31 protein-coding genes and 1 tRNA gene are annotated in these 24,171 nt (G+C 45.1%); all 32 read right to left on the bottom strand.

What is annotated here, in order from left to right; all coding sequences use genetic code 11:
- Window positions 1-11 precede the first annotated feature (11 nt).
- Window positions 12-389, bottom strand: coding sequence for a chorismate mutase (aroH, locus tag QMA13_RS20645; RefSeq protein ID WP_282935627.1), 378 nt, complete (start codon window positions 387-389; stop codon window positions 12-14).
- 3 nt (window positions 390-392) lie between these two features.
- Complete coding sequence (gene aroB, locus QMA13_RS20650) at window positions 393-1,487, bottom strand: 3-dehydroquinate synthase (RefSeq protein WP_282935628.1); 1,095 nt, start codon at window positions 1,485-1,487, stop codon at window positions 393-395.
- An 18-nt stretch (window positions 1,488-1,505) separates the two neighbouring features.
- A complete protein-coding gene (gene aroC, locus QMA13_RS20655; protein WP_282935629.1) occupies window positions 1,506-2,669 on the bottom strand; it encodes a chorismate synthase in 1,164 nt (387 codons plus the stop codon).
- A 267-nt stretch (window positions 2,670-2,936) separates the two neighbouring features.
- Window positions 2,937-3,101, bottom strand: a complete 165-nt coding sequence (locus QMA13_RS20660) for a hypothetical protein (RefSeq protein ID WP_197035428.1) — start codon at window positions 3,099-3,101, stop codon at window positions 2,937-2,939.
- A gap of 78 nt (window positions 3,102-3,179) precedes the next feature.
- Entirely contained in the window at window positions 3,180-3,959 is a 780-nt protein-coding gene (locus QMA13_RS20665; protein ID WP_282935630.1) for a CheR family methyltransferase, read from the bottom strand.
- 15 nt (window positions 3,960-3,974) lie between these two features.
- Entirely contained in the window at window positions 3,975-4,418 is a 444-nt protein-coding gene (gene ndk / locus QMA13_RS20670; protein WP_282943474.1) for a nucleoside-diphosphate kinase, read from the bottom strand.
- A gap of 56 nt (window positions 4,419-4,474) precedes the next feature.
- Entirely contained in the window at window positions 4,475-5,449 is a 975-nt protein-coding gene (gene hepT / locus QMA13_RS20675; protein ID WP_282935631.1) for a heptaprenyl diphosphate synthase component II, read from the bottom strand.
- Window positions 5,446-6,309: a menaquinone biosynthetic enzyme MqnA/MqnD family protein gene (locus tag QMA13_RS20680; protein ID WP_282935632.1), complete on the bottom strand. Its 864-nt coding sequence runs from the start codon at window positions 6,307-6,309 to the stop codon at window positions 5,446-5,448. The genes hepT and QMA13_RS20680 overlap by 4 nt, the downstream gene beginning before the upstream one ends.
- On the bottom strand, window positions 6,269-6,901 hold the full coding sequence (locus QMA13_RS20685) for a UbiX family flavin prenyltransferase (RefSeq protein WP_282935633.1): 633 nt from the start codon (window positions 6,899-6,901) through the stop codon (window positions 6,269-6,271). The genes QMA13_RS20680 and QMA13_RS20685 overlap by 41 nt, the downstream gene beginning before the upstream one ends.
- Entirely contained in the window at window positions 6,898-7,770 is an 873-nt protein-coding gene (locus QMA13_RS20690; protein ID WP_282943476.1) for a UbiA-like polyprenyltransferase, read from the bottom strand. The genes QMA13_RS20685 and QMA13_RS20690 overlap by 4 nt, the downstream gene beginning before the upstream one ends.
- Window positions 7,771-7,794: 24 nt before the next feature.
- Window positions 7,795-8,520 carry a demethylmenaquinone methyltransferase gene (locus QMA13_RS20695; RefSeq protein WP_481858000.1) on the bottom strand — a complete coding sequence of 242 codons (726 nt, stop codon included), beginning with the start codon at window positions 8,518-8,520 and terminating at the stop codon, window positions 7,795-7,797.
- 11 nt (window positions 8,521-8,531) lie between these two features.
- A complete protein-coding gene (locus QMA13_RS20700; RefSeq protein ID WP_282935634.1) occupies window positions 8,532-9,395 on the bottom strand; it encodes a heptaprenyl diphosphate synthase component 1 in 864 nt (287 codons plus the stop codon).
- A gap of 89 nt (window positions 9,396-9,484) precedes the next feature.
- Window positions 9,485-10,012, bottom strand: a complete 528-nt coding sequence (locus QMA13_RS20705) for a hypothetical protein (protein WP_282935635.1) — start codon at window positions 10,010-10,012, stop codon at window positions 9,485-9,487.
- A 102-nt stretch (window positions 10,013-10,114) separates the two neighbouring features.
- Window positions 10,115-10,342, bottom strand: coding sequence for a trp RNA-binding attenuation protein MtrB (gene mtrB / locus QMA13_RS20710; protein ID WP_028548673.1), 228 nt, complete (start codon window positions 10,340-10,342; stop codon window positions 10,115-10,117).
- 101 nt (window positions 10,343-10,443) lie between these two features.
- A complete protein-coding gene (locus tag QMA13_RS20715; protein ID WP_282935636.1) occupies window positions 10,444-11,370 on the bottom strand; it encodes a phosphatase PAP2 family protein in 927 nt (308 codons plus the stop codon).
- 171 nt (window positions 11,371-11,541) lie between these two features.
- Window positions 11,542-11,618: transfer RNA gene (locus QMA13_RS20720), tRNA-Pro, on the bottom strand.
- A gap of 138 nt (window positions 11,619-11,756) precedes the next feature.
- Window positions 11,757-12,029 carry an HU family DNA-binding protein gene (locus tag QMA13_RS20725; protein ID WP_036745644.1) on the bottom strand — a complete coding sequence of 91 codons (273 nt, stop codon included), beginning with the start codon at window positions 12,027-12,029 and terminating at the stop codon, window positions 11,757-11,759.
- Window positions 12,030-12,317: 288 nt separating this feature from the next.
- The gene (gene spoIVA, locus QMA13_RS20730) at window positions 12,318-13,796 is read right to left on the bottom strand and encodes a stage IV sporulation protein A (RefSeq protein ID WP_282935637.1); all 1,479 of its coding nucleotides are present in this window, start codon (window positions 13,794-13,796) and stop codon (window positions 12,318-12,320) included.
- 254 nt (window positions 13,797-14,050) lie between these two features.
- Window positions 14,051-14,791 (bottom strand): hypothetical protein, encoded by a 741-nt coding sequence (locus QMA13_RS20735; protein WP_282935638.1) that lies wholly within the window; start codon window positions 14,789-14,791, stop codon window positions 14,051-14,053.
- Complete coding sequence (locus QMA13_RS20740) at window positions 14,792-15,127, bottom strand: 2Fe-2S iron-sulfur cluster-binding protein (protein WP_282935639.1); 336 nt, start codon at window positions 15,125-15,127, stop codon at window positions 14,792-14,794.
- 40 nt (window positions 15,128-15,167) lie between these two features.
- Window positions 15,168-15,758, bottom strand: coding sequence for a nucleotidyltransferase domain-containing protein (locus QMA13_RS20745; RefSeq protein ID WP_282935640.1), 591 nt, complete (start codon window positions 15,756-15,758; stop codon window positions 15,168-15,170).
- A gap of 33 nt (window positions 15,759-15,791) precedes the next feature.
- Window positions 15,792-16,085, bottom strand: coding sequence for a 2Fe-2S iron-sulfur cluster-binding protein (locus QMA13_RS20750; RefSeq protein ID WP_282935641.1), 294 nt, complete (start codon window positions 16,083-16,085; stop codon window positions 15,792-15,794).
- Window positions 16,086-16,115: 30 nt separating this feature from the next.
- Entirely contained in the window at window positions 16,116-16,295 is a 180-nt protein-coding gene (locus tag QMA13_RS20755; RefSeq protein ID WP_282935642.1) for a DUF2768 family protein, read from the bottom strand.
- 123 nt (window positions 16,296-16,418) lie between these two features.
- Window positions 16,419-16,718, bottom strand: a complete 300-nt coding sequence (locus QMA13_RS20760; RefSeq protein ID WP_282935643.1) for a stage VI sporulation protein F — start codon at window positions 16,716-16,718, stop codon at window positions 16,419-16,421.
- A gap of 71 nt (window positions 16,719-16,789) precedes the next feature.
- Window positions 16,790-17,833 carry an NAD(P)H-dependent glycerol-3-phosphate dehydrogenase gene (locus tag QMA13_RS20765; RefSeq protein WP_282935644.1) on the bottom strand — a complete coding sequence of 348 codons (1,044 nt, stop codon included), beginning with the start codon at window positions 17,831-17,833 and terminating at the stop codon, window positions 16,790-16,792.
- A gap of 17 nt (window positions 17,834-17,850) precedes the next feature.
- Window positions 17,851-18,444 (bottom strand): glycerol-3-phosphate 1-O-acyltransferase PlsY, encoded by a 594-nt coding sequence (gene plsY, locus QMA13_RS20770; RefSeq protein WP_282935645.1) that lies wholly within the window; start codon window positions 18,442-18,444, stop codon window positions 17,851-17,853.
- 13 nt (window positions 18,445-18,457) lie between these two features.
- Window positions 18,458-19,780, bottom strand: a complete 1,323-nt coding sequence (der, locus tag QMA13_RS20775) for a ribosome biogenesis GTPase Der (protein WP_282935646.1) — start codon at window positions 19,778-19,780, stop codon at window positions 18,458-18,460.
- Between the two features lie 107 nt (window positions 19,781-19,887).
- Window positions 19,888-20,079 carry a capping complex subunit for YIEGIA gene (locus QMA13_RS20780; protein WP_282935647.1) on the bottom strand — a complete coding sequence of 64 codons (192 nt, stop codon included), beginning with the start codon at window positions 20,077-20,079 and terminating at the stop codon, window positions 19,888-19,890.
- On the bottom strand, window positions 20,080-20,994 hold the full coding sequence (locus QMA13_RS20785; RefSeq protein ID WP_282935648.1) for a YIEGIA family protein: 915 nt from the start codon (window positions 20,992-20,994) through the stop codon (window positions 20,080-20,082).
- Between the two features lie 17 nt (window positions 20,995-21,011).
- On the bottom strand, window positions 21,012-21,515 hold the full coding sequence (locus tag QMA13_RS20790; protein WP_282935649.1) for a hypothetical protein: 504 nt from the start codon (window positions 21,513-21,515) through the stop codon (window positions 21,012-21,014).
- Window positions 21,516-21,755: 240 nt separating this feature from the next.
- Window positions 21,756-22,811, bottom strand: a complete 1,056-nt coding sequence (gene fni / locus QMA13_RS20795) for a type 2 isopentenyl-diphosphate Delta-isomerase (protein WP_282935650.1) — start codon at window positions 22,809-22,811, stop codon at window positions 21,756-21,758.
- A 100-nt stretch (window positions 22,812-22,911) separates the two neighbouring features.
- Entirely contained in the window at window positions 22,912-24,147 is a 1,236-nt protein-coding gene (gene rpsA, locus QMA13_RS20800; RefSeq protein ID WP_282935651.1) for a 30S ribosomal protein S1, read from the bottom strand.
- Window positions 24,148-24,171: the final 24 nt, after the last annotated feature.

Below are 24,171 nucleotides of genomic sequence, written 5' to 3' on the forward strand. Positions count from 1 at the left end.
TACTATGGGATTTATGCTTTTGTCAATTTAGATAAATCAGGACGAAGGCGCATAGCTTCTTTCAAATACACGTGAATAATCTCATCCTGTTTTTTCTCCGTGTTGGCCATAACCATCAGACGGATACATTTAGGCAAGCTGCCTTCGACAGGCACTTCCAACGAGCACATCAAAGGAACTAGCTCCCAACCTGGGTATTGACGAATAGCCACCGCAGGGAAGGTCGTTGTCAGATCGTTCGTTACCGTAACAAACACACAAGCGATTTCCTCAGGAATAATTGCATTTTCAATAATAATTTGATGCAGCAGTTCTCTTGTCGCTTCCAGTACTTCATTCTTCTCATCATGTTCAACTGTTGTCGCACCGCGAATTCCCCGAACAAGCATGGTTTAAGCCTCCTGTTTCAATTGCTCTACGACTTCTCTTACGGCAGCCGCAGAAACCGATTTGTTGATTTCAACCTTACCAATTTCAGTCGGAATGATAAACACCATCGTTCCTTCTTGAAATTTCTTATCGTGCATCATTGCACTCATAATTTCATCCGTATCTAAATGTGCAGGCAAACGAGTCGGAAGCCCGAACTTTTGTAAAATACGCTTGGTCACTGTATAGATATGCTCAGGATGTCCCAACTTAACAGCCAGCTTCGCTGCTCCCACCATGCCGATGGAAATCGCTTCGCCATGATGAAGCTCATTATAGCTTGCAACGGCTTCAAGTGCATGTCCGATTGTATGCCCCAGATTGAGAATAGCCCGGAGGCCGTTCTCCGTCTCATCACGGGATACGACATAGGATTTTACTTTGCAGCCTTCGTACAAGCCGTATTGCAACGCCTCTTGGTCTAAAGAAACCAGCTTCTCGCTGTTTTCCTCCAGCCAAGCTGTGAAGCCAGCATCCCAAATAAGGCCATGCTTGATCATTTCCGACAAGCCTTCTCTTACGTCCCGATCCGGCAAAGTCTTCAGTGTAGCAGTATCATAGAGAACCATTTCCGGCTGATGGAACGCACCGATAATGTTCTTCGCCAGCGGATGGTTGACAGCAACCTTCCCTCCGACACTGCTGTCGTGAGCCAGAATGGTTGTAGGAATCTGTACGAATCTCACGCCGCGCATATAGCTTGCCGCTACGAATCCTGCCAGATCACCTACAACGCCACCTCCCAGAGCAATAACGGTGGACTTGCGGTCCAAGCCTGCCTCTAAAGCCGTTTGTACGACTTCTCCAAGGACGGTCAATGACTTGGACTTTTCTCCAGCTGTTACAATATGAGTGGCCACTATATAGCCCGCTTCTCTAATTTTACTTACTACACTATCAAGATGAAGCTTAGCTACATTCGTATCCGTAACGAGCAGTAAAGGAGAAACCTTACTGATTTGATGCTTGGTAAAAAACTCGCCTACTTGATCCAATATTCCTTCCCCGATATAAATCGGGTATGAACGTTCCCCTAAGTCAACCGTAAGCTCCTTCACCGATTTCACGCTCCACTTCTAATAGCTTTTTACTTGTGCCAAAAAGCTATTGTAGTTATTACGGATCTCTTCAAGCGAATCTCCGCCGAATTTGTCCAAAAATGCATTTGCAACTTCCCAAGCGACGATGTTCTCCATAATGACGCCTGCCGCTGCAACGGCACAAGTATCGGAACGTTCCACCTGTGCAGTGAAAGCTTCCTTCGTGTCAATATCAACGCTTTGCAATGCTTTATAAAGAGTCGAAATCGGCTTCATAACGCCGCGAACCACGATAGGCTCACCTGTTGTCATCCCGCCTTCAAAGCCGCCGGCACGATTGGAAGCGCGATAAAAGCCTTGTTCCTCATTGTACATAATCTCATCATGTACTTTGGATCCGCGCAGCTTAGCCGCCTCGAAACCGATACCGATTTCGCAGCCTTTGAATGCTTGAATCGATAATACGGCTTGTGCGATACGCCCGTCCAGCTTGCGATCCCATTGTACGTGGCTGCCCAATCCAACAGGAACTCCCTCGATGACACATTCAACGATACCGCCCAGTGTATCGCCTTCTTCTTTAGCTGCATCAATGGCAGCAATCATTTGAGCTTCCGCTTCTTTATCTACCACACGCAATGGCGATTCTTCCGTAATACGGATCAGCTCGTCGATTGGCAGTTCCTGACGTTTCACTTCCACTTCACCGATACGGATGACTTGGCTAGCCACTTTGATTCCGAATGCAGACAAGAGCTGACGGGCAACAGCGCCTGTAGCAACACGCATCGTAGTCTCTCTAGCGCTCGAACGCTCCAGAATGTTACGCAAATCCTTTTGATTATATTTCAAGCCGCCATTCAAGTCCGCATGTCCAGGACGAGGACGGTTAACACGGCGTTTCGTTTCGTCATTTCCTTCAATTGGCTCGATATTCATAACCGAAGTCCAGTGCTTCCAGTCATTGTTTTCAACAACCAAAGCGATAGGCGCGCCGGTAGTTTTACCATGTCTCACACCGCCGACAATGTTGGCAGTATCCTTCTCAATTTGCATCCGACGTCCGCGGCCGTAACCTTTTTGACGTCGTGCCAGTTGAAAATTCACCTCTTCAAAGTCTATGGTTACATTGCTTGGAAATCCTTCAATAATCGCAGTCAGCTGCGGGCCATGGGTTTCCCCTGCCGTTAAATATCTCACACTCGTTTTCCCCTTTCATCCTATACCCCAAAAAAGCACAAAGTACCTGTCGGCACGCTTTAGCGCTTTTATGTACTCCATTCATGTGCTAATTATAGTATAGGTGTCACCGTTTGACAAGAAAACGGCGTCAAATCGCCATATATCGAACTCATCAACAGGTTGAGCCTTAGCGGCAGCTGTGATAAACAAAGAAGCGCTGCTACAGCTTAAAAGCCGTGACAGCACCTCTTTACTCAGTTATTTCATTATCTTACTTAGTCCAACCTAGCCGTTAACAGGCTGCCTTTTTAGGGGGCTCGGCATTTCGTTGAGCTCCGGATCATCTACCATGCCCATGACCTGTAATGAATCGATACCCAATATCTGAGCGCATTCCTGCATCGTAATAAACCCTCTTCGGTATGCCATGATCACTTTTCTTTTATCCATTGGGTCCCTCCTGCAAGTAGTTGTCCATGTTTTTCAGTATTGGAAGGGATGGAAGAAGATATACATCAGCAAGAAGGTTTATGCCTTTTTCCGGTAAAAAAACGTTTCAGCTGACTCCAGCTCGTATTGGCCCGGCGAAAAAATCTGCTCCGTGCTGCCAACAAACAAAATGCCGCCTGGCTTCAGTGCATTAGCGAATTTTTGATACAATAAGTGCTTGGCGTCTTCCGTAAAATAGATCATCACATTACGGCAAATAATCAAGTCAAACTGAGTATCGAATGTGTCTACCAATAAATTCTGCTTCTGGTACCGGATTTCGCGTTTCAGCTCTTCCGCTATAGAGAAGGTTAAATTTTCTTGCTTATAATATTTTTTTAAATAAAGGCTTGGAACTTCTCTGACCGAGCGGTCCGAATAAATGCCCTTCTTGGCTTTGGCCAACGCACCGTCATCTATGTCCGTTGCTAGCAGATGTGCATCCTTCAATGCATTCAATTCAGCTAAAATCATTGCCAAAGTGTAGGGCTCTTCCCCTGTCGAACATGCAGCACTCCAGCATTTCAACTTACGGTTTTTGCGAAGCATGTCCGGAAGGAAGGTTTTCTCCAACACTTCCCATCGATTCGGGTTACGCCAAAATTCCGAGACATTAATCGTCATCCGGTCAAGAAATTCGTAGAACAGCTCTTTATCTTTTGTCATTGCCTCGAAGAAAGCAGCAAATGTATTATATCCTTTTTTCATTCTCAAGGTCGTCAAGCGCCGCTTCATCTGGGCTTCTTTATATTGCGACAAATCTATGGATGTATAATCTTTGACCTTTTTTATAAATAAAAGAAAATCCTGATCCTCCATGCCGCTATCCCCATCCTAAATCCACTGTTGTATCACTTTGGTGTAATTCACCAGTTCCTGCTCTCCGAAGAAATTAGCTATTTCTCTCTTCGCGCTTTCTGGAGAATCAGACCCGTGAATCAAATTATAATTCGTATGTACCGCGTAGTCGCTCCGGATCGTTCCAGGAGCCGCCTCCAGAGCGCTAGTCTTGCCAATCATTGCTCTGGACAACGCCACGACTTGATCACCTTCCCACACCATAGCAAATACAGGACCCGATGTAATGAACGTAACCAGTCTATCGTAAAAATCTTTCCCCTTATGTTCTTCGTAATGAAACTCCGCCAGCTCAAAAGAAACTTGCATCAGCTTCGCTCCAACCAATTGAAACCCTTTTTGCTCAAATCGTTTAATAATTTCTCCAATAAGACCGCGTTGAATGCCGTCTGGCTTTATCATCAAAAAGGTGCGTTCCATCATCATTCCTCCTTTAATCCCAATATATCACAAATTTCGTCCTCTGATAAACCTTGCTAGTAAGATCGGTTCCCAATAAAGTGAGCGACACTGATTAGATCCTTCTTAGCCTGAATGTCAGGAAGCTCATTTAGCTGCCCTATGGCTTTATCAATATAACGACTGGCCAACTGCTCCGCTTGCTTAATTCCTTTACTGTTACGGATCATTTTAATGAAATGGTGGATGTCTGTCTGACCGTCCACCTCTTGTATCCGTTTCAATTCACTTAACAGCGGCGTGCGCAGCTCAGGTTCTTGCAATGCAAAAATGACAGGAATCGTAATGTTCCCTTGGCGAATGTCGCTGCCCGGCGGTTTACCGATTTCCTTCTCCGTCCCGATCAAATCCAGCAAATCGTCCCTCACTTGGAAAGCCATTCCCACGTTATAACCAAAAGAATACAACCGGTTGGACAGCTTCTCGCTCGCACCTGCTGCAATAGCACCCAGTTGACAGCTGATGGCTATCAGCAAAGCCGTTTTCCTGCGAATGCGCAGCATATAATCACGGACTGACTGATCCGGATTGAAGAAAAAACGTATTTGCTCCATTTCCCCTATACTCATTTCCAAAATGGCTTTGGAAAGGATTTGATGTATTCGCGGATTTTCAAGCTTTGTTGCTACTTCCAGTGCTTTTGCAAATATGTAATCTCCAGTGTACATCGCAACGCGATTATCCCATTTGGATCTTACGGTTAGTTGGCCACGCCGAGTCATAGCATCGTCAATAACGTCATCGTGGACAAGCGATGCCATATGAATTAATTCAAGAGGTACCGCGACATGCTTGATGCGCTCCATATCGTATGTACCGAATTTGGCTCCTAGCAGAACAAAAACAGGCCGGATCCGTTTACCGCCTGCCTTTAATAAATGTACCGACGCTTCGCGCAGCAAGGCATGGTCGGTATCGATATTTCGCTCAAGCTCTTTCTCTATGTACGAAATATCTTTTTTCATTTTTGCGTACAAATCTATCAGCTTCATTCCGTCACCTGTGTCAATAAATTATCGTTCCACAATTGAATCTGCACCTCTTTGTTCAGAAAACCATGCTCCCAAGCATAACGGTAGTATAACTGCAATCCTGCCTGCTGTTCCGAACCGAACTCATAGGTTAAGGTTGAAAAATAATCGTGCCAATACGCTTCCGTACCGCCAATCTGCTGGCGAGCTTCCTGAACCAGCGCTGTCAAATCGCTCAACGATTTATGCTTGCTCTCCATAAAAGCTTGATAAATACGGGCAACCAGTGCCGGTTGTTGTTCAACGACTTGTCTTCGAATTGCACAAACAGCGAAAGACATCCAATGTCCCGTCCACTTCAACCATTCTTCAGCCAAATCGGTTACCATCCAGCTGTGTTCTTTCCAGCTTTCCCGAATCGCATGGTCACCAATCAACAGAGCGGCGTCGGAAGACTGCATCATTTCGTTCAGCAGTGGAGGGGAATAATGATAATCCGGCTCGACTTGATAAAACCGCCGCAATATAATTTTCAATAAATTGACAGAAGAAGCCGAGGTTGTAGGAAGAGCGATCGAAGCCCCGCCAAGCTCGCTCAGCGGTTTGCGATGAAACAAAAGGATCGATTTCACATTACCGAATGCACTCACCGACATATCCGGCAATAGCAGGTACTGCTCGAAGTTTTCACCGTATGCAAAGGAAGAGATCGGACCTATATCAACCTCTCCTGCTGCCATGGCGGCATTTAACTGTGTAGGTACTTGGGTAACAAGTTCCACTTCCTGCTGGAGCCGCTCATATGGGAAATAATAAAATAATGGCCACACATTCGTAAAATCAATCCGGCCGATGCGGATCGTTTTGTTCGCGCTGCTCATCCGTCATCCCCCATCTTCTATACAATTCATGCTCGATATCCATGGTGTCCAGAACTTTTCCAACCATAAAGTCAACCATATCGTTCAAAGTTTGAGGGCCTTGATAAAAAGCAGGCATTGCCGGAATAATTCGAACACCCATTCGCGAAAGCTTAAGCATATTTTCCAAATGAATCGTATGCAGCGGCGTTTCCCTTGGAACAATGATCAATTGTCTGCCTTCCTTCAGCATGACATCCGCCGTTCGCTCCAGCAAATTATCGGAAGCTCCTTGTGCAATTCCCGATAAGGTCCCCATCGAACATGGAATGATCACCATCCCGCTTGTTCTGAAGGAACCACTGGCTGTACTCGCTCCGATATCTTGTATGGGGTTGTAAGTGCATTTACCTGGGAAGGCTCCGAAATGAGCTTCAAGCGTTTCTTTACGCTTCGATGCGTCCCATCCCAATTCCTCCTTGAGCACTCGCCATCCGGCATCGGTTATTAGCAAATGCAAATCATAGCCGTTCTCGAGCAAAAAGCGGCAAAGGCGCACACCATACGCAGCTCCGCTCGCACCCGTTATGCCAATGACCCAAGGCTTGCTCATCCGTGCAGCACCACCAAATCAATAAGGGTAAATACGAACATCGATACGCTGAGCACACTGTTCAAAGTAAAGAACGCTGTATTCAAACGGTTTAAATTTTTGGGTGTTACAATTTTATGTTCATAAAACAAGAGGCCGTTGGCGATGATAAGACCCGTTAAGTAAACCCAGCTAAGCTCTGTCATAAGAAATAACGCTAACAAACCGGCAGCGGTAATGACGTGGAACCAGCGAGCAATTTTCAGTGCTTTGGCTACACCGAACCGACTTGGGATGGAATGCAGTCCTTCTTCCTTATCGAACTCGGAATCCTGACAAGCATAGATAATATCAAAACCGGCAACCCAGAATGCGATAGCAACATAAAATATAAGTGCTGAAAGCGTCACTCCGTTCGTGACTGCAACCCAGCCGCCAAGTGGAGCTAATGCAATAGTGAAGCCAAGGAATATATGGCAAGCCCATGTAAATCGTTTAGTGTAAGAATAAAAGACCAGGAAAAACACCGCTATAGGAAGCAGCTTCATCGATAATGAGCTCAAATTCGCGGTTGCCCAAAATAATAATGTGAAGGAAATCACAATGAACAATATAGCTTCCTTCGACGATATGAGTCCGGCAGGTATTGCTCTTGCAGCTGTTCTTGGATTGCGTCCATCGAATACTTTGTCAATGACTCGATTCAAGCCCATTGCCGCGCTTCGCGCCCCTACCATCGCTAATATGATCCAGCCGATTTGCCCCCAATTGGGCAGCTTTTGAAAGATGACCACCGACCCGACCAAAGCCCCCATAAATGCAAAAGGTAATGCAAACAGCGTATGTTCAATTTTAATCATTTCCATAAAAATTTTAGCTTTTTTCAACAACATTTTCGCCCCACTCCCATTTCCTTATTCCGCTTCATTCTTCTTGATGCCTATATGAAGTGCCGCAATGCCTCCGGTAAGCGGATAAGCTTGTACATGGGTCAACCCTGTTTTTCTGAAAATATCAGCCAACTGTTTATGATCAGGAAAATGAATCAATGATTCCGGCAGCCATTTGTACTGCTCATAACGCTTCGCAATCAACTTGCCGAGCATTGGTAAAATATTTTGAAAATAAAAATAGTAAAGACCCTTGAAGGGCTGCCATGTCGGTTTGGAAAGCTCCAGAGATACAACCAATCCCCCTGGTTTAACGACTCTCTGCATTTCCTCAATGACCTTCACCAAGTCAGGTACATTCCTTAGGGCGAAGCCAATAGTTGCATAATCAAATGAATTATCCTCAAAAGGCAACTGCATCGCATTTCCACGAACCAGTGTAATCTGTTTATCCAGTCCTGCTTCACGCACTTTCATGGCGCCGTAATCAAGCATGTTTTGACTGAAATCAAGTCCGACCATATCACCGGTTCCACTTGCCTGGGCCAGGCTGATCGTCCAATCGCACGTTCCACAGCACAAGTCGATCGCTTTGCTACCCGGTTTCACGTTCATCTTCTTCATCGTGAATTTCCTCCAGGCTTTATGCCTGCGGAAACTTAGAATGTCGTTCATTAAATCATATTTAGGAGCGATGCTTTCAAATACGGAATGAACAAACTTTTCTTTGGATTCGGTTTTGGATTGCACAATGTCTCACCTCATATTTCTTCCAGCGCTTTAGGTGTCGAGAGGTAATGCTTAAATGGCTCGCCAATGGACAGAAGCTCTTTGCTTAATTCCTTCGATTCCAGCGTCTGCAGCTTATCTTGTAATTGTTTCATACAGTTATTTAGCATTTGGTACAATTGCGGTGTAACTTTATATTTCAGCCAAATCGTACGGAGCTTGGAATAATCCGGCTCATCGGCTTGGATATGCTTGCATTCTTCCTTCGTCCCCTGCTGCAGGACAAGCCAATACCCCCAGCTGTCACGATACTGCTGCGCTGTCTCCGATCGCGATATCTCTTGCAGAATGACTTCACATTGAGTGAACAGCCTTAAAATTTCAGGCCATGCACCATGAAGAGACTCTTCCATAAAACCAGCAAAAGCCATATAAAGCCGAGTTCTGACTTCTACCGTTTGTTTTATGTATTCGTCAGCGGTCAGCTTAAGCTGCTTCATTAATTGATATAAATTCAACTTTAGGCGATTAACTTCACAGATTGCATGGGAAAGGATACCGATCAGATCCACTTGCCCTGCATGAGAGAGCAAATAATAAAAACGGCTGCTGAAATAGTCGCCTGCTAGCACTTTCAGCTGCCTTGACCTCGCCGCTTTCATCTCCTTGGCGTTATTCGTAATACTCACCAAATCATGTGTATCCATCCCTATTTGAACCAATGATGTTACTAAGCTAAATAGCTCACTAAAGCCCGACAAAGTACTGTGCCTGCTTAAGAACGCATACAACAAACGCGTACGAAATTCTGGAAAATGCGGCAAGTCCGTGTGGGCCTGGATCATGTCGTACTCCATATATTTTCGGGCCATTTCCGGGATCCGATAAGAATTCATAATTAGCCTCCGAACCAATGCAAAGAATCACAACAAAACAATCTAAATTATTATAGCACAATACGCATATTCACGCACAATATCCTGTCTTAACTTTTTACATTGAAACGATCCTGCCATTTAGCCGTGTATGTAACCCGAAAGTGGGACTGCAAGTACTGCTCCATTTCCTCCGTGCTCTGAGTACTCAGAGATATCTCGCTCGGCAGCCATTTCTCTCTTCGTGCTTCTTGTGCGATCAATAGGGATGTGCTTTGTTTCCCATCATTCGATCCGTCCAACACACGAATTAAAACTTGATTAAGGTTGGTAGAACTGCGGAACAGATGCCGCGGCAGCTCATATAAGTCCTGCACTATTTCTTTTTTATCTGAAGCCGGTGAAGCGAACAGGTCAATGGAAACGATGGCATGAGTGACCTCCACTTTGCGGATGCGCAGATGAAGCTGAGATTTGCTCAGAACATCAACAATGTTGGTTTCCGATACCGGCTGTGCTTTGACCGTATGAAACATAGGCAAGCTCCACTTGCTCTCAAGCTGCGGAAGAATAGATAGGCCGGCAGCAAGGCCAACCGAAAGTACAATGGTGATCAGAAGTCGGGTAAACCATTTCATCGGACAATTCCTCCTTCGCGTAGATGCGATTGCTTGACCGAAATCCCTCTTCTATCATTGTACAACGAAAAAAAGCAGGCTATGCCTGCGGAAATTGAAAAATTATTCCTCCGTATCCATCACGCCATGTTTCGTCATCACTACTGCTTTGCCGCGAATCTTGACTGCCGAGGTATGCGCAGTAAATTGGGCAATCATCACTTCGCCTTTGTCCAGCTTTTCCGTGTGATGAAACTTGGTATCTTGTCCACGAGTCAAGCCAATGACCTGTACCCCGTTTTCTTTCGCTTTTATAATAAAATAATCCGCTTGATTCTGATTAGCTTCCATTATTATCTTCCTTCCTGTCCTGTCTATCTTATTAGTATGATGCAAAAAAATATGAACGATGTCAACTGTCATATGCAAATCCCAAAAAAAGAGCCACCTTATTAGGCGGCCATAGTCTCTTTATTGAATGCTTTGTCTTTCTTGCCATTATAAAAGCTTTTAAAGCTGCTAGGAATCCACTTGCTCCCTAAATGAATCACAAGATCGGCCAGTTTGACAATACCGTAAGCGAAGGCCATACCCGCAATAACATCCAGCACCCAGTGAATTTGCAAATACATCGTGGAGAAAATAATCGATGCGCAATAGGCCACCATCATGTACTTGAAGATACGGTCCTTCTCACGAAGCGCCAGCAACAGCATGGCAAACGAGATCGATGTGTGCATACTAGGGAAACAGTTCATTACGTTAACCAGAAGATCGTTCTCGGTCGCAAAGTTGCGTCCCAGTAAATCCGGCTGACCTTTAACCCACCATACTTCACGAAGCAAAATTAAATTGTAGAACGGTAAAATTAACGGGAATTGCATCAAATGTCCAGACAACGCATAAGACAGCATTTTCTTAATGCTGCGAGTCCAGAAGCTGCGAACGATACAAATCCACAAGGAGAGCACAAAACCGTAGTTATAGACCCAAACCATCAAGTTGTCGAGCTTAACTCGATGAAAAGTTCTAGCCCATGCACCATCGTTGTAAGGGATGCTTTTCATCATTTGATCCCAGTTCCAGGGATGGCGATTATTTTCGAACATCCAGTTCGCAATTTTCCACCAGATTCCGTTACCAGATCCGTAAAAATAATAAAAAATACCGAGCATAGGTAAACCTAGTATAAAAAAACGTTTCCAATCCACATCAATTTGGTCTTTTCGGACGCCTAATAAGCATATAAGCAGCAGAACCCAACAAGCCGTACTCCAACCGCCCTCAATTCCAATACGCCAAATCAAAAAAATGGAGACGATGATTCCATACATGGTCCAGTCATTGGCTGCAAGCCAACTTTGTGCTCTTTCTTTCAACTCTAGCAATCCCCCTCGTGCAGTTTAACGCTGCTAAATCAACATTTATCCAGTATATCAAATTCAGTGCCATCTTTCTTCATGTAATTTTAACAAAACTGCAAGTAAATTACATGAATCTATTCCAGCAGCACAAAAGAAAAAGACACCGATTTGACGATGTCTCTTCCATGGTCGGAGTAACACGATTCGAACGTGCGACCTCACCCACCCCAAGGGTGCGCGCTACCAGGCTGCGCCATACCCCGATTATCGTTGAAACACTCATATTATATGATGGGAATCTATTCCTTGTAAAGTGGTTAAAATGAAAAACACCTGAATCTCATGGATTCAGATGTTCTGTATTTGCACCGAATGAAAGCTTATGTACTAGATCGCCATTCTTATTGAATACCGTCTTTCAACGCTTTGCCCGGTTTGAAAGCTGGAATTTTGCTGGATGGAATTTCGATTTCTTCGCCAGTTTGCGGGTTACGTCCTTTACGAGCGGAACGTTCACGAACTTCGAAGTTTCCGAATCCTACCAACTGTACTTTATCCCCGCTTTGCAAAGCTTCGGAGATTGCTTCAAAAACAGCCTCAACCGCTTTAGTAGCATCTTTCTTGGAAAGCTCGCTAGTTTCTGCAACCTTGTTAATCAATTCAGATTTATTCATGCCATTCACCTCCCCCCAAATCAATGTTCAAAACGTACTTCACAAGAAGAACTAGTGCCGCAAAGCGAATGTCGGCAATTCTGTCTTGGAGGCCGCTCATCTCGAATTTACGCCATTAGCCGTTTGTCTTATTACTTCCTTTGTTAACTGAAAAGTCAGAAAATATACATAAAACAAGCGAAAACCTTGTAAATCAAGACTATAGTAATACACCCATGGCACTTTTTCAAGTGAAAACAAAAAAATGCACCCTTTGGATGCATTTTTGCAGCACTTCTGTAATCTATATCACAATATGATAGCGATAAGTCCACCGGAGCCCTCGTTAATAATACGCCCGAGTGTTTCCTGCAATTTATATCTGGCATTGTCCGGCATCATAGACAGCTTGCCTTGTATGCCTTCACGCACAATGGAGTGCAACGACCTGCCAAAAATATCGGATTCCCACATTTTGAGCGGATTGTCCTCGAAATCCTGCATCAGGTAGCGAACGAGCTCCTCGCTCTGCTTTTCCGTACCGATGATTGGAGAGAACTCCGATTCTACATCGACTCGAATCATATGGATCGACGGTGCAGTGGCCTTCAGGCGTACACCAAAGCGTGAGCCTTGACGGATCAGCTCCGGCTCTTCCAATGCCATATCTGCAAGCGTAGGCGGTGCAATTCCATAGCCTGTCGTCTTCACCATTTCCAACGCCTCGGCAAAGTGGTCGTACTCCCGCTTCGCGTGGCTGAAATCCTGCATCAGCTGAAGTAGATGATCTTTGCCGCGAATCTCGACGCCGACAACCTCCATCAGAATTCGATCATACAGCTCATCCGGAGCGTACAAATCGATTTCGGCTACGCCTTGGCCCATATTCATGCCGGCCAATGCCGCTTTATCGATGAATTCATACTCCTCAAAGTGGCTGACGACTCTATCCACATCACGAAGTCTGCGGATATCCTGTACCGTTTCCCTAACGGAATTCTCGAAATGGGAGCGCAGCCAGTGATTTTCCTCCAGCACCATGACCCAGCTAGGAAGGTTGACGTTAACTTCGTGTACAGGGAATTCATACAATACTTCACGAAGAACAGAAATCATATCGTCTTCGTTCATATTTGCCACACTCATAGCTACGACAGGGATGTCATGCTGTGCTTGAAGCTCGTTTCTCAATTCTTGAGCTATTTCACCGTTAGGTTTGGTGGAGTTCACAATGACGATGAACGGTTTGCCGACTTCTTTGAGCTCAGCAATAATTCTTGCTTCTGCATCCACATACGACGAACGCGGAATTTCTGCAATGGAGCCATCCGTTGTGATGACTACCCCTAAAGTCGCATGCTCCTGAATGACCTTACGGGTTCCGATTTCAGCCGCTTCCTGGAAAGGAATCGCTTCGTCGAACCAAGGTGTATTTATCATGCGAGGGCCGTTTTCATCTTCATAGCCTTTGGCACCCTCGATCACATAACCGACGCAATCCACCAGACGAATATTGACATTCAGCCCTTCAGCAACGTGCAGCTGTACCGCGTTATTCGGTACGAATTTCGGCTCCGTCGTCATAATGGTTCGGCCCGCTGCGCTTTGTGGCAATTCATCCGTCGCTCTTATCCGATCAGCTTCATTTTGAATGTTCGGAAGAACGATTGATTCCATAAAGCGCTTGATAAACGTTGATTTTCCCGTACGGACCGCTCCAACGACCCCCAGGTAAATATCCCCGCCAGTACGCTCTGCAATGTCCTTAAAGATATCCACTTTTTCCAATGAGAATCCCTCCTACAGGTTGTTTAAGACGAAACTCGTACACATGCATCTTGGACTATTAAAATTATATGTACTAGCTAACAAAATATGATGAATCAAGATCATATTTTATTTTGATCACTCCTTGTTAACCAACGGCATTCGTACCGCAGCTTAATCTCTATGAGAATATATGAACCCAAGGTTCAGGTTATTCTTTGGAAAATAAAAAAAACTCTATCTCCCTCGAAGAGGTTAATAGAGGCTTGCAAGATCTATTCAAGCACCGGAATCGGTCTGTTATTCATCCAATGGTATGGGCCAGTCCGCGCAGGGACGTAGTAGGACTCCTTAACGAGCAGTTCTCTCAAATCTTGGTTACCATTAAGGCTCCTTTGCAGTGATTTTTTGTCGATTAGACGCATCAGCTCTTCTGAATAATCAATAGTCACTCTTCCAGCGTCGTCCAACATAAACGGCAGCATTACTTGTCGGGTATACATGCTGCTCGCCTGCTCTAATTTTTTGTTCATTTTGGCAAAATCCACTCGATAGAAGGAAGGCGCAATCTCTTCCCCTTTCGGAAGCTGTCCGTTATTTTTGGACTTATACTCATCCACCAGTTTCTGAACTTCTACCGTTTGCTGAAACGAGCTTAAATCCATCATTTTAACTGTAGGCTTAGTCTCTACATCCACTAGAACATAGATCGCTGAGCCGCCATTTTCAAAAGCGTTAGCCGGTATGTTGCTTATTAAGCCTCTTTCCTTCAGCTTCTTAAAATCAATTGGATATTTCTCATACAAGGGTGTCATCTGGTCACTGTTTTTAATGGGCAGCACACCCGTCTTGGTATGAAACTGATCGATGGCGTTCTGTACGACAACCACGAACTCACCGGAGGCTATTTGATTCTCCTTGCGCATATCCTTAGGGTACATACATCCTGACAGGATTACACATAAAATGACTATACAAAGCATGATACTGGATTTTCGTAAATTCAAAAAACGCATTTAATCTTCCTCCTGCTGGCGTTCCATCTGCTTCCTTATGGCTGCTTTTAACGGGTCCTCTGGGAGTGTAACGGTAACATCGCCTGTAACCTTAGCTTGACAAGCCAGCCGGTAGCCTTGCTCCTGAAGACCACCTAGCTTCAATCGCTCGTTCTGATTTGGCGGACCCAGACCTGAGCTATCCTCAACAATCACCTTACACATTAAACAGGCGGCTTTTCCACCGCAGCGAGTACGGACTTGGACTCTCGCTCTCCTGGAAGCATCCAGTAAGGTCGTTCCCGCTCGCACGTCGACAGATCTGTCATCAGGTAAAAACGTCACACGAGCTGTCATCCTGTTGTACTCCTTTACTTTACTCTACTCTATTATTAACTTAACGTTGCAGCAGCCGATGGATTTGATCGGTTAAAGCTTCATCTATGCTATTTTGTAGGATAAGCTCTTTGAGAGCATGTGTAGTTCCTCCATTACGGTTTAACATCACCTTGGCTATCGCTTCATAGCGATCTGGCCGTTCCCGAAGCAAGTTGAAAATAAGCTCATGCTCTAGCGGCATCAGCTTGATAGGAGCATAACCTTCCCCGGCGTTTAACGAATACTTCATTGCGTATCGGTCATAAAGTAAAGCAGCATTCACCTTATATATGCTATCCCGCATCGTAACTTGGAACCCACCGACCAATTCAACCTTAATTCCGTTAATACTGTAATGACTTAACAAAGAATAATAGATGGGAGAACGGTCTTCTACTTGCTCATCGATTGCATATTCGGCTAAGATACCATGGATCTCCTTTGCACCTGCGGGGTCAGCATACAAGTCCAGATCCTTAGGCGCTTCAGCTATCGGTACTCCTTGCATAAGAAGACCGCAGCTTCCTCCAACTAACCAAGGCTGCTCTATGTCATGAAGCTTTATCTGTAGTGTCCTGAGCGCATCCCCCAGTTTGTCTATATACTCCACTTATAATCCCCTTTTCTCAAGTTGTTTGTTCCTTTAAAAGTAGGGCTTATAAACGATTGTAACAGGTCCGTCCTGTTTCACCATAGCTTGGCACCCTAATCGGTACCCAGCTTCGATTTCTTCTGGCTCCAGTCTGTCCAACTCGGCATCATTAGGCTCGTTCATATACTCTCTTCCTTCTTTAACCAAGCATCGGCATCTGGCGCAGGTGCCTCGTGTGCAGGAAAAGGACCAATCTACTTCGTGCTTCATTGCCAAATCCAATATAGTAAGGCCGCTGTCATATTCGACCTGTTTTTGTACTTTTCTTCCCAATAATGAAATCATCGTGTTGGACCCCCTATTATGTAATCTATGTTAAAGCATGGATACAAGTACGTATAACAAAATGGGAATGAACAACAAAAAGGCTACGACAGAAAGAACACCACGCACGATGCCCTTGGTTCTCGTTCTTGCAAATGAAATCAATAATGATGCGAGTACCATTAGCCCTATGGCAATGAATGACGCCCACATTTTATCCATGGATGACATACGATATAACGACCCCTAACGTATCTGAAATATGGTAAACATTATGTATCCCAAAATATTCTTTGCTATTATAACATAAAAAAAGCACAAGCGCGCCGGAGGGCCGCTCATGCCACGAAACTGTTATTTTTTCGATATTAATTTCATTAACTGCTCCAACGTATTGCCGTTCTTGCTTCCTTGTACCGATTGAATGATTTCGTTAATCGTAGATTCGGAAACCGGTACATTCACAAGTCCCGATACTTGCTTGATCAATTGTCTCAATTGAGCTTCGCTTTGCATCGTAGATGGTTTTACGCCGCTGGCCAGCTTATATATGTCTTTTTCGCTAACGTTTTTGCCGGTTTTCTTTTTTACAGCGTTTAACACATCTTTAGGTGTGTTTTTATCGGCCACTGTCCTGTCCCTCCTTAACCTCATAACTCCATAAGGATCGGAGCATGATCTAAGGTATTGTATGAACGAGTGACATTAACCGTGTAGGCGGGAATCTAGCCGAACCATTTTGTTTGCACAGGCTTGGCTACTTCCTCCAGCTCGTGTGTCCTTCCTCTGCCCATTAAATCCTCTACAGCAGCTTCCGGAGTCTTCCCTTCGAAAAGAACGGCATACAGCTCATCGGCAATAGGCATTGTAACATCAAACTCACGAGAAAGCTTATAAGCCGCTTGGGTCGTTTTGACCCCCTCAACTACCATGCCCATTTGACGAAGAACATCTTCCAGCGGAAGACCTTGCGCGAGCAAATAGCCGGCACGCCAGTTGCGGCTGTGCTTGCTGGTGCAGGTTACGACCAAATCTCCAACGCCAGCCAATCCGGCAAAGGTTAATGGGTTGCCCCCCATCGCCGTTCCAAGGCGGGATATCTCAGCAAGTCCTCGGGTAAGCAGTGCAGCCTTGGCATTATCGCCATACCCCAAGCCGTCTGTAAGTCCCGCTCCCAAAGCGATGATGTTCTTCAGAGCGCCAGCAACCTCTACGCCTACCACATCGGGATTCGTATAAACGCGAAAGCTGTTGTTAATTAACAAATCTTGTGCGGCATCTGCAGCCGCTGCATCCTCCGAAGCTACCACAACAGTAGTCGGGCTCTGCTTGATCACTTCTTCCGCGTGACTTGGACCGGAAAGCACGACGATTTTCGATGCATCATAATGAGGCAGCTCATCAGCAAGCACAGTCGACATCCTTTTTAGCGTAGAAGCTTCAAAGCCTTTAGTGGCATGCACAAGAACGGTTTCTTTATTTAAAAACGGACGCATCTGCGACGCCACATCACGCATAGCCGCCGAAGGAGCAACAACGATAACGGCATCGGAGCCGGTCAGCGCTTGTTCCATAGAAGACGTTGCACGAATACGTGGTGACAAAGCTGCATCATCCAAAAAACGTCGATTGCGGTGCTCCGTATTAATTTCTGCCGCCTGCTGTTCGTTACGAGTCCACAGCATGACATCCATTTCGTTTTCCGCCAAAACAGAAGCAATAGCCGTACCCCAGCTTCCTGCAACCAACACGGATACTTTTTTGGGCATGTGCCCACACCTCCGGATTATTTTTTGGAGCCGAGCTTATTTTCTTGTCCTTTAATTAGTTTCACGATATTGGAGCGATGACGCACCCAGGCGAATACAAATACGAACAAGCTTAACCAGAAAATTTCAATCGGTCCCCGCATAAACCAAATAAATAAAGGTAAGAGGGCTGTAAACAACAGAGAACCGAGTGAAACGTATCGTGTCAGAGCTATAGCCAATATACAAACGATTCCCGCATAGACTACAGCCATAGGCGCTAGAGTAATCATCACGCCGATGGTAGTCGCTATCCCTTTACCGCCTCGAAAACCAAAGTAGATCGGCCAGTTGTGTCCCGATATGGCAGCTAGGCCGCACAGCACTTCAACAAGTACGTCTCCCTGACCTAGCCATCGTCCCACAAGAACGGCGGCCACGCCTTTTAACGCATCGAGAATGAGTACCGTAACGGCTGGGCCTACGCCTAGTACGCGAAGCGTGTTCGTCGCTCCTGCATTTCCGCTTCCATGATTGCGAATATCAATTCCTTTAAGCATCTTCCCCGCCAAGTAACTGAAACTAATAGAACCTAGCAAATAAGCAATAATAATGGAAATGACAGATAACACTGCTTATCTCTCCCTATTCATCGTCCGATTTTTTACGAGTAAACAACCTGAGTGGAGTTCCTTCAAATCCGAAAGCGGCACGGATTTTGTTTTCCAAATAGCGCTCGTAGGAGAAGTGCATCAGTTCCGGATCATTAACAAACAAGACGATAGTAGGCGGTTTAACCGTTACTTGCGTTGCATAATTGATACGAAGTCTTCTTCCTTTATCTGTTGGTGGAGGGTTAATAGCAACAGCGTCCGAAATAACATCATTGAGAACATGAGTTGCTATACGCATCGCGTGCTGCTCAGCCACTTGAATGACAACAGGCAGCAGCTTATGGAGACGCTGTTTCGTTTTTGCCGACAAGAAAATAATCGGAGCATAGGTCATGAACAAGAAGTGGTCGCGAATCTTTTGGGAAAATTGTTGCATGGTTTTGTCGTCCTTTTCAACAACATCCCATTTGTTTACGACAAAGATTGCTGCTTTACCAGCTTCATGAGCATAGCCTGCAACATGCTTATCCTGTTCAATGATTCCCTCTTCACCGTTGATAAGAACCAGCACCACATCTGCACGTTCAATCGCTTTCATTGCACGCATTACACTATATTTTTCCGTGTTCTCATAAACTTTACCGCGTTTCCTCATTCCGGCCGTATCGATAATTACATATTTTTGCCCCTCTCTCTCAAAAGGGGTATCGATTGAGTCACGTGTAGTACCGGCCACATCACTTACAATAACCCGGTCCTCACCCAGAATAGCATTCGTCAAAGAGGATTTACCGACATTCGGACGACCGATCAACGCGACGCGAATGACTTCCTCACCGTACTCTTCCTCAACCATTTCCGGGAAATGATGAATAACTTCATCAAGCAAATCACCAATCCCAGTACCATGTGAGCCTGAAATGCCGAATGGCGTACCAAATCCGAGACTATAAAACTCATAAATATCATCCTGGCGCTTAATGTTGTCTACCTTATTTACAGCTAGAACAACAGGCTTCTTTGCACGAAACAGCATTTCGGCAACTTCCGAATCGTTAGGGGTGATCCCTGCTTTAGCATCCACCATAAAAACGATGACATCAGCTTCTTCAATTGCCAGTTCCGCTTGCACACGAACCGATTTCAATATTTCATTTTCCCCGTCGATTTCAATACCGCCGGTATCTATTACACTGAACTGTTGGTCCAGCCATTCTCCGACTCCATATAATCGATCCCGGGTAACTCCCGGCATATCTTCTACAATTGCAAGTCTGTCCCCTATAATGCGGTTAAAAATAGTAGATTTCCCGACATTGGGACGGCCAACGATGGCCACAATGGGTCTTGCCACTCAACTTCATTCCTTTCCTGGCTGCACGCGTACGCAACATGAAAAATTTCACAATCTACATCATAGCATTTGCCTTCCTACAAAGCAATGAATTCCGTCTGTTTCCATTATACGGAAGCACTCTTATGGTCGACAAGAATCATCGTTCCATTCTCCAAATCATGTGCCATAGCATCTAATATTTTTTCCAATTTGAACGCAACCTTTTGCTGCTCATCCGCATCCTTCGTAATAAATATCGGTGCTCCTCCTGCCACTTGTTCCTTATCAGAAGTCACTACTGCCACGATTCTAGCCATTTAAGCGCCTTCCTTTCCACTTGGAGTTAAATCCGCCTCGGACGGCATCCGTACCGCGCTTTCAAGCACCGGGGATTGCATAATGACCTTTCTTGCTTGTTCAGCATTATGAATTTGAGGAAGCAGGAAGATGCCTAATCGGCCATCACCCATATCGAGTTTTGCTAGTGGAAGCAGTGAAGGCTCCCCATCATCCCGATAAACGCCCATAATCGTAGAAATATCGTGAAGCAGTGCTTGCCTCTGACCTAAATTAGCCAAAGTCACACGGCAGTTCTGATTTTTGGGAACCAGAATCAGCCCGATCCCTTTTTCACAAATTTTCTTCCGTGTATCATCCAGCCCTATGTTCATCATGTAAATATCATTTACGAAAAGGTTGGGACCATCCATTCGTACTTCTGCCTTCTGTACATCCGCTATATGGGAGATGCTTTTCCCGCTCTTAAAATGATTCGTCACAAGAATAGCAAGAATCCCTGCGACTATCCCCCAGTACCATGCAAATATAATACTGAACAAAGCAGCAACAAAAGAAGTAAAAATAACCATATAGTTGCGTCCCTCAAATACCATGGCAATGCCCTCGATATAAGTAGCTCCACGTGGTACAAGTTCCATACTATCAATTTTGGATAACGTTTGCCGCTCCATGTTTCTTACGTCTCGAAATTGCTGAGCAGCAACAGTCAGAAAAGTGATTGCCGTATAGTTTTTGTCCAGTAAGGAGGGTACGGCCACAGAGCCTAAACCGGCAGCGATGACCCCAAGCGCGATATGGATAATTTTACCGTGTGGATACGTAGGATATTGCCGATAATCCGTCTGCAGCATGCTTATTCTCGCGCCTAACCCGAATAATACCCCCATGATAATGCCTACAGTGTACTTTTGTTCAGCTATCCATTGCAGCATCCTTATTTCACTCCTCTCTACTCACTATCGCCGCTGTATCTGCGCCTTATACCATCGGAAACCCAAATAACACTTTTTTTACATGCCTGGATCGATAGTAATAACAGAATAGAAATCATCCTCGTCATAAAAAGAGTCAGCCACCAACGATCCTGAAAGGTTTGGAAGCCAAGTTGAACCCCCAAATAATTACGGTGAAGATAACCATGATACATTTCGGCTAGCATGAGTCCTATGGACAAGGAGGCTATTTGCGCCGCTGGATGACGGGTAAGAAGGCTTGCAAGAACACTAAGTGTTAGAGCCATGGATATTTCGGAGCTGCCAAGAATTAGCTTGGGCACCAGATGAATTGTCTCCAGCATAAAAAAACTGATCGAGCCTATTAAAGCACCTACAGAGAGAAGATGCATTCTGTAAACGATGCCGTGAACACGCCATAGTACATAGAGAATAACCAATAGGAGCATGCCGAAGCACAGATTCACACGCCCTCCTGCTAAAGGTAAGGAAAGATTCATGCTGATAAGCCACGAAATAAAAAAAGAAGTATGACCTTTGAAGTTATACCTCTCATAATAATGTCTTTCCAGCCACTGGCGAACAGGATCAGCGTAACGACCATAAGCAATAAAGATAAGTATCCTGGATTCATCGCACCCACCTTAGAACGTAGCATAGTAAAGCTGGCCTCGTTAGTCTGTCTCATTGTGAATCCTCTAACAAAGCAGCTTTCCTTTCCCGTACTTAGTATGGCTTGGTTATGTAATTTTTATAAAACCTGTTCGATTCGCGAAGCTATGGATATCAATACCTCTCGCATAGCACCAATGAGCCGTCTCACCTGAGATGACCACTGGCACGCGGTGTAAGTCCGCAATGGTAGGCGCACCAAGCGCCGTCATCACGAGCTTCAGCTCATTCAGCATCTCGTTGATTTGCGTCACTAAGGCGGATGTCCCCTCACTGCGCAGCGTCTTTAGAAACGCTCCTGCAATGCCTACCGCTGAAGCCCCCAGAATTAGTGCTTTACAAGCTTCCAAGCTGCTTCTGATGCCCCCTGAGCCGATCAGAGATACATGATGTCGCTTAGCAGTCGTATTCACAGCTTCTACTAAAGCGGTTGCCGTCGAGCAACCCCATTCGTTCAACCATTCGATAGGCAGCGTACGACGCATATTCTCGATAGCTGCGAAATTGGTCCCGCCATAGCCTCCTACATCGATGATTTTTACACCTATCTCACACAAAGCATTCATACTTTCTCTTGCCATACCGAAGCCCACTTCTTTAACGATAACCGGTACTCCTACATTATCAACAATAGTGGAGATACGTTTAAGCATCCCTTGAAAATCCCGGTCTCCCTCTGGCATGATAAGCTCCTGCATCACGTTCAAATGAATTTGCAAAGCATCAGCTTGAAGCATGTCCACAGCTCTCAAGGCTTGCTCTAGAGTTGCTTCACTGCCTAAATTCCCAAATACAATTCCTTTAGGATTGATTTCTCTGACAATTCGGTAGCTCGCGGCTACCTCCGGATTTTTAAGCGCTGACATTTGCGAGCCTACGGCCATTGCAAGTCCAGTCTCTCTTGCAGCAACCGCTAATTCTCTGTTAATCTCTTCTGTCTCATGAGCTCCGCCAGTCATCGCATTAATAATAATCGGCGAGCTCAAATTGAGTTCGCCGATTAGAGTTTGCAATGAGATAAGCGAAGTGGAAGTTTCCGGTAAACAATTGTGGATTAGCTTAATATCCGCGAATCCTTGATTACCGCTTTGCCCAAGCTGAAGAGCATGATGAACATGCTCCATCTTCCTTGGTATCCGCACCTTGCTTTCCCCCTTATAACCCGTTAGAGTGAACAAGCACGGAGCTCATTCACTCTAATGGGGTCTACTATTCAATTCAAACTTATTTGAATTTGCTTAATTTGTCACCGAAACGCTCGCCCAATGTCAAATTAAGACCTTGGTTTTGATATTCTTCCGCAATCACAGTTTCCTTTTGATTTCTTGCAGGTCTGTCTGCTTTAGGAGCTGGAGCTTCCGGAGCTTCTTCCGTTTCTTTGATGCTCAAGCTGATACGCTTCTCATCCACGTTCAGGTCCAGAACTTTAGCCTTAACTTCTTGACCTTCTTTCAATACTTCGAAAGGAGTTGCAATATGGCGATGTGCGATTTGGGAAATATGAACCAAACCTTCAACTCCAGGAGCTACTTCTACGAAAGCACCGAAATTAGCAAGACGCTTCACTGTACCCGTTACGATATCGCCGACTTGGAATTGTTCAGCTACTTTTTGCCAAGGGCCTGGTTGGGTCGCTTTAATGCTAAGGCTGATACGCTCGTTAGCTGGATCAAGCTTCAAGATCTGTACTTGCACTTGATCGCCTTCTTTAACAACCTCGGACGGAGTTTCTACATGGTGCCAAGCCATTTCAGAGATATGAACCAAACCATCAATACCGCCGATATCAACAAAAGCACCGAATTGAGTCAAACGTTGAACTGTACCTGTCAGTTGTTGACCCACTGTAAGCTGGGAGATCATATCTTTTTTCTTAGCTTCGAACTCTTCATCCAATACATCTTTTTGAGAGAGGATTACTTTGTTTTTCTCGCGATCCATTTCCTTAACGCGCAATCTTAAAGTGCGTCCTTTGTAGTCGCTGAAATCTTCAACGAATGTGCGCTCTACCATCGAAGCAGGCACGAAACCTCTTAAGCCTACATCAACTACCAAGCCGCCTTTAACAACTTCGGCAACCTTCGCTTCAAGAATCGTTTTGCTTTCCATATCGGATTGAAGCTGTTCCCATGCTTTTTCGCTGTCCACTACTCGTTTGGAAAGCACAAGCTTCTCTTTGTTATCGTCAATGGTCAATACTTTCAATTCCACTTCTTGACCTACTTGAACGCCTTCTCCTGCGCTGCCCAAAGTAACGGAAGAAAGCTCACGAACCGGGATAACGCCGTCGTATTTATAGCCTACGTCAACGATAGCCTGATCGTCGTCCACTTTAATGATACTGCCTTTTACGGTATCTCCCTTTTTCAGTACAGATACATTACCCATGGATTCCTCTTGGGATACTTCTTGTTGAGCTTGCTCTTCTTGTACGTTTTCCACTTTTGTCTCTTCTGACATGGTCCAATACCCTCCTTGATTAGC

Origin of the sequence: Paenibacillus sp. RC67, from assembly GCF_030020805.1 — a bacterium.
Taxonomy (GTDB): domain Bacteria; phylum Bacillota; class Bacilli; order Paenibacillales; family NBRC-103111; genus Paenibacillus_S.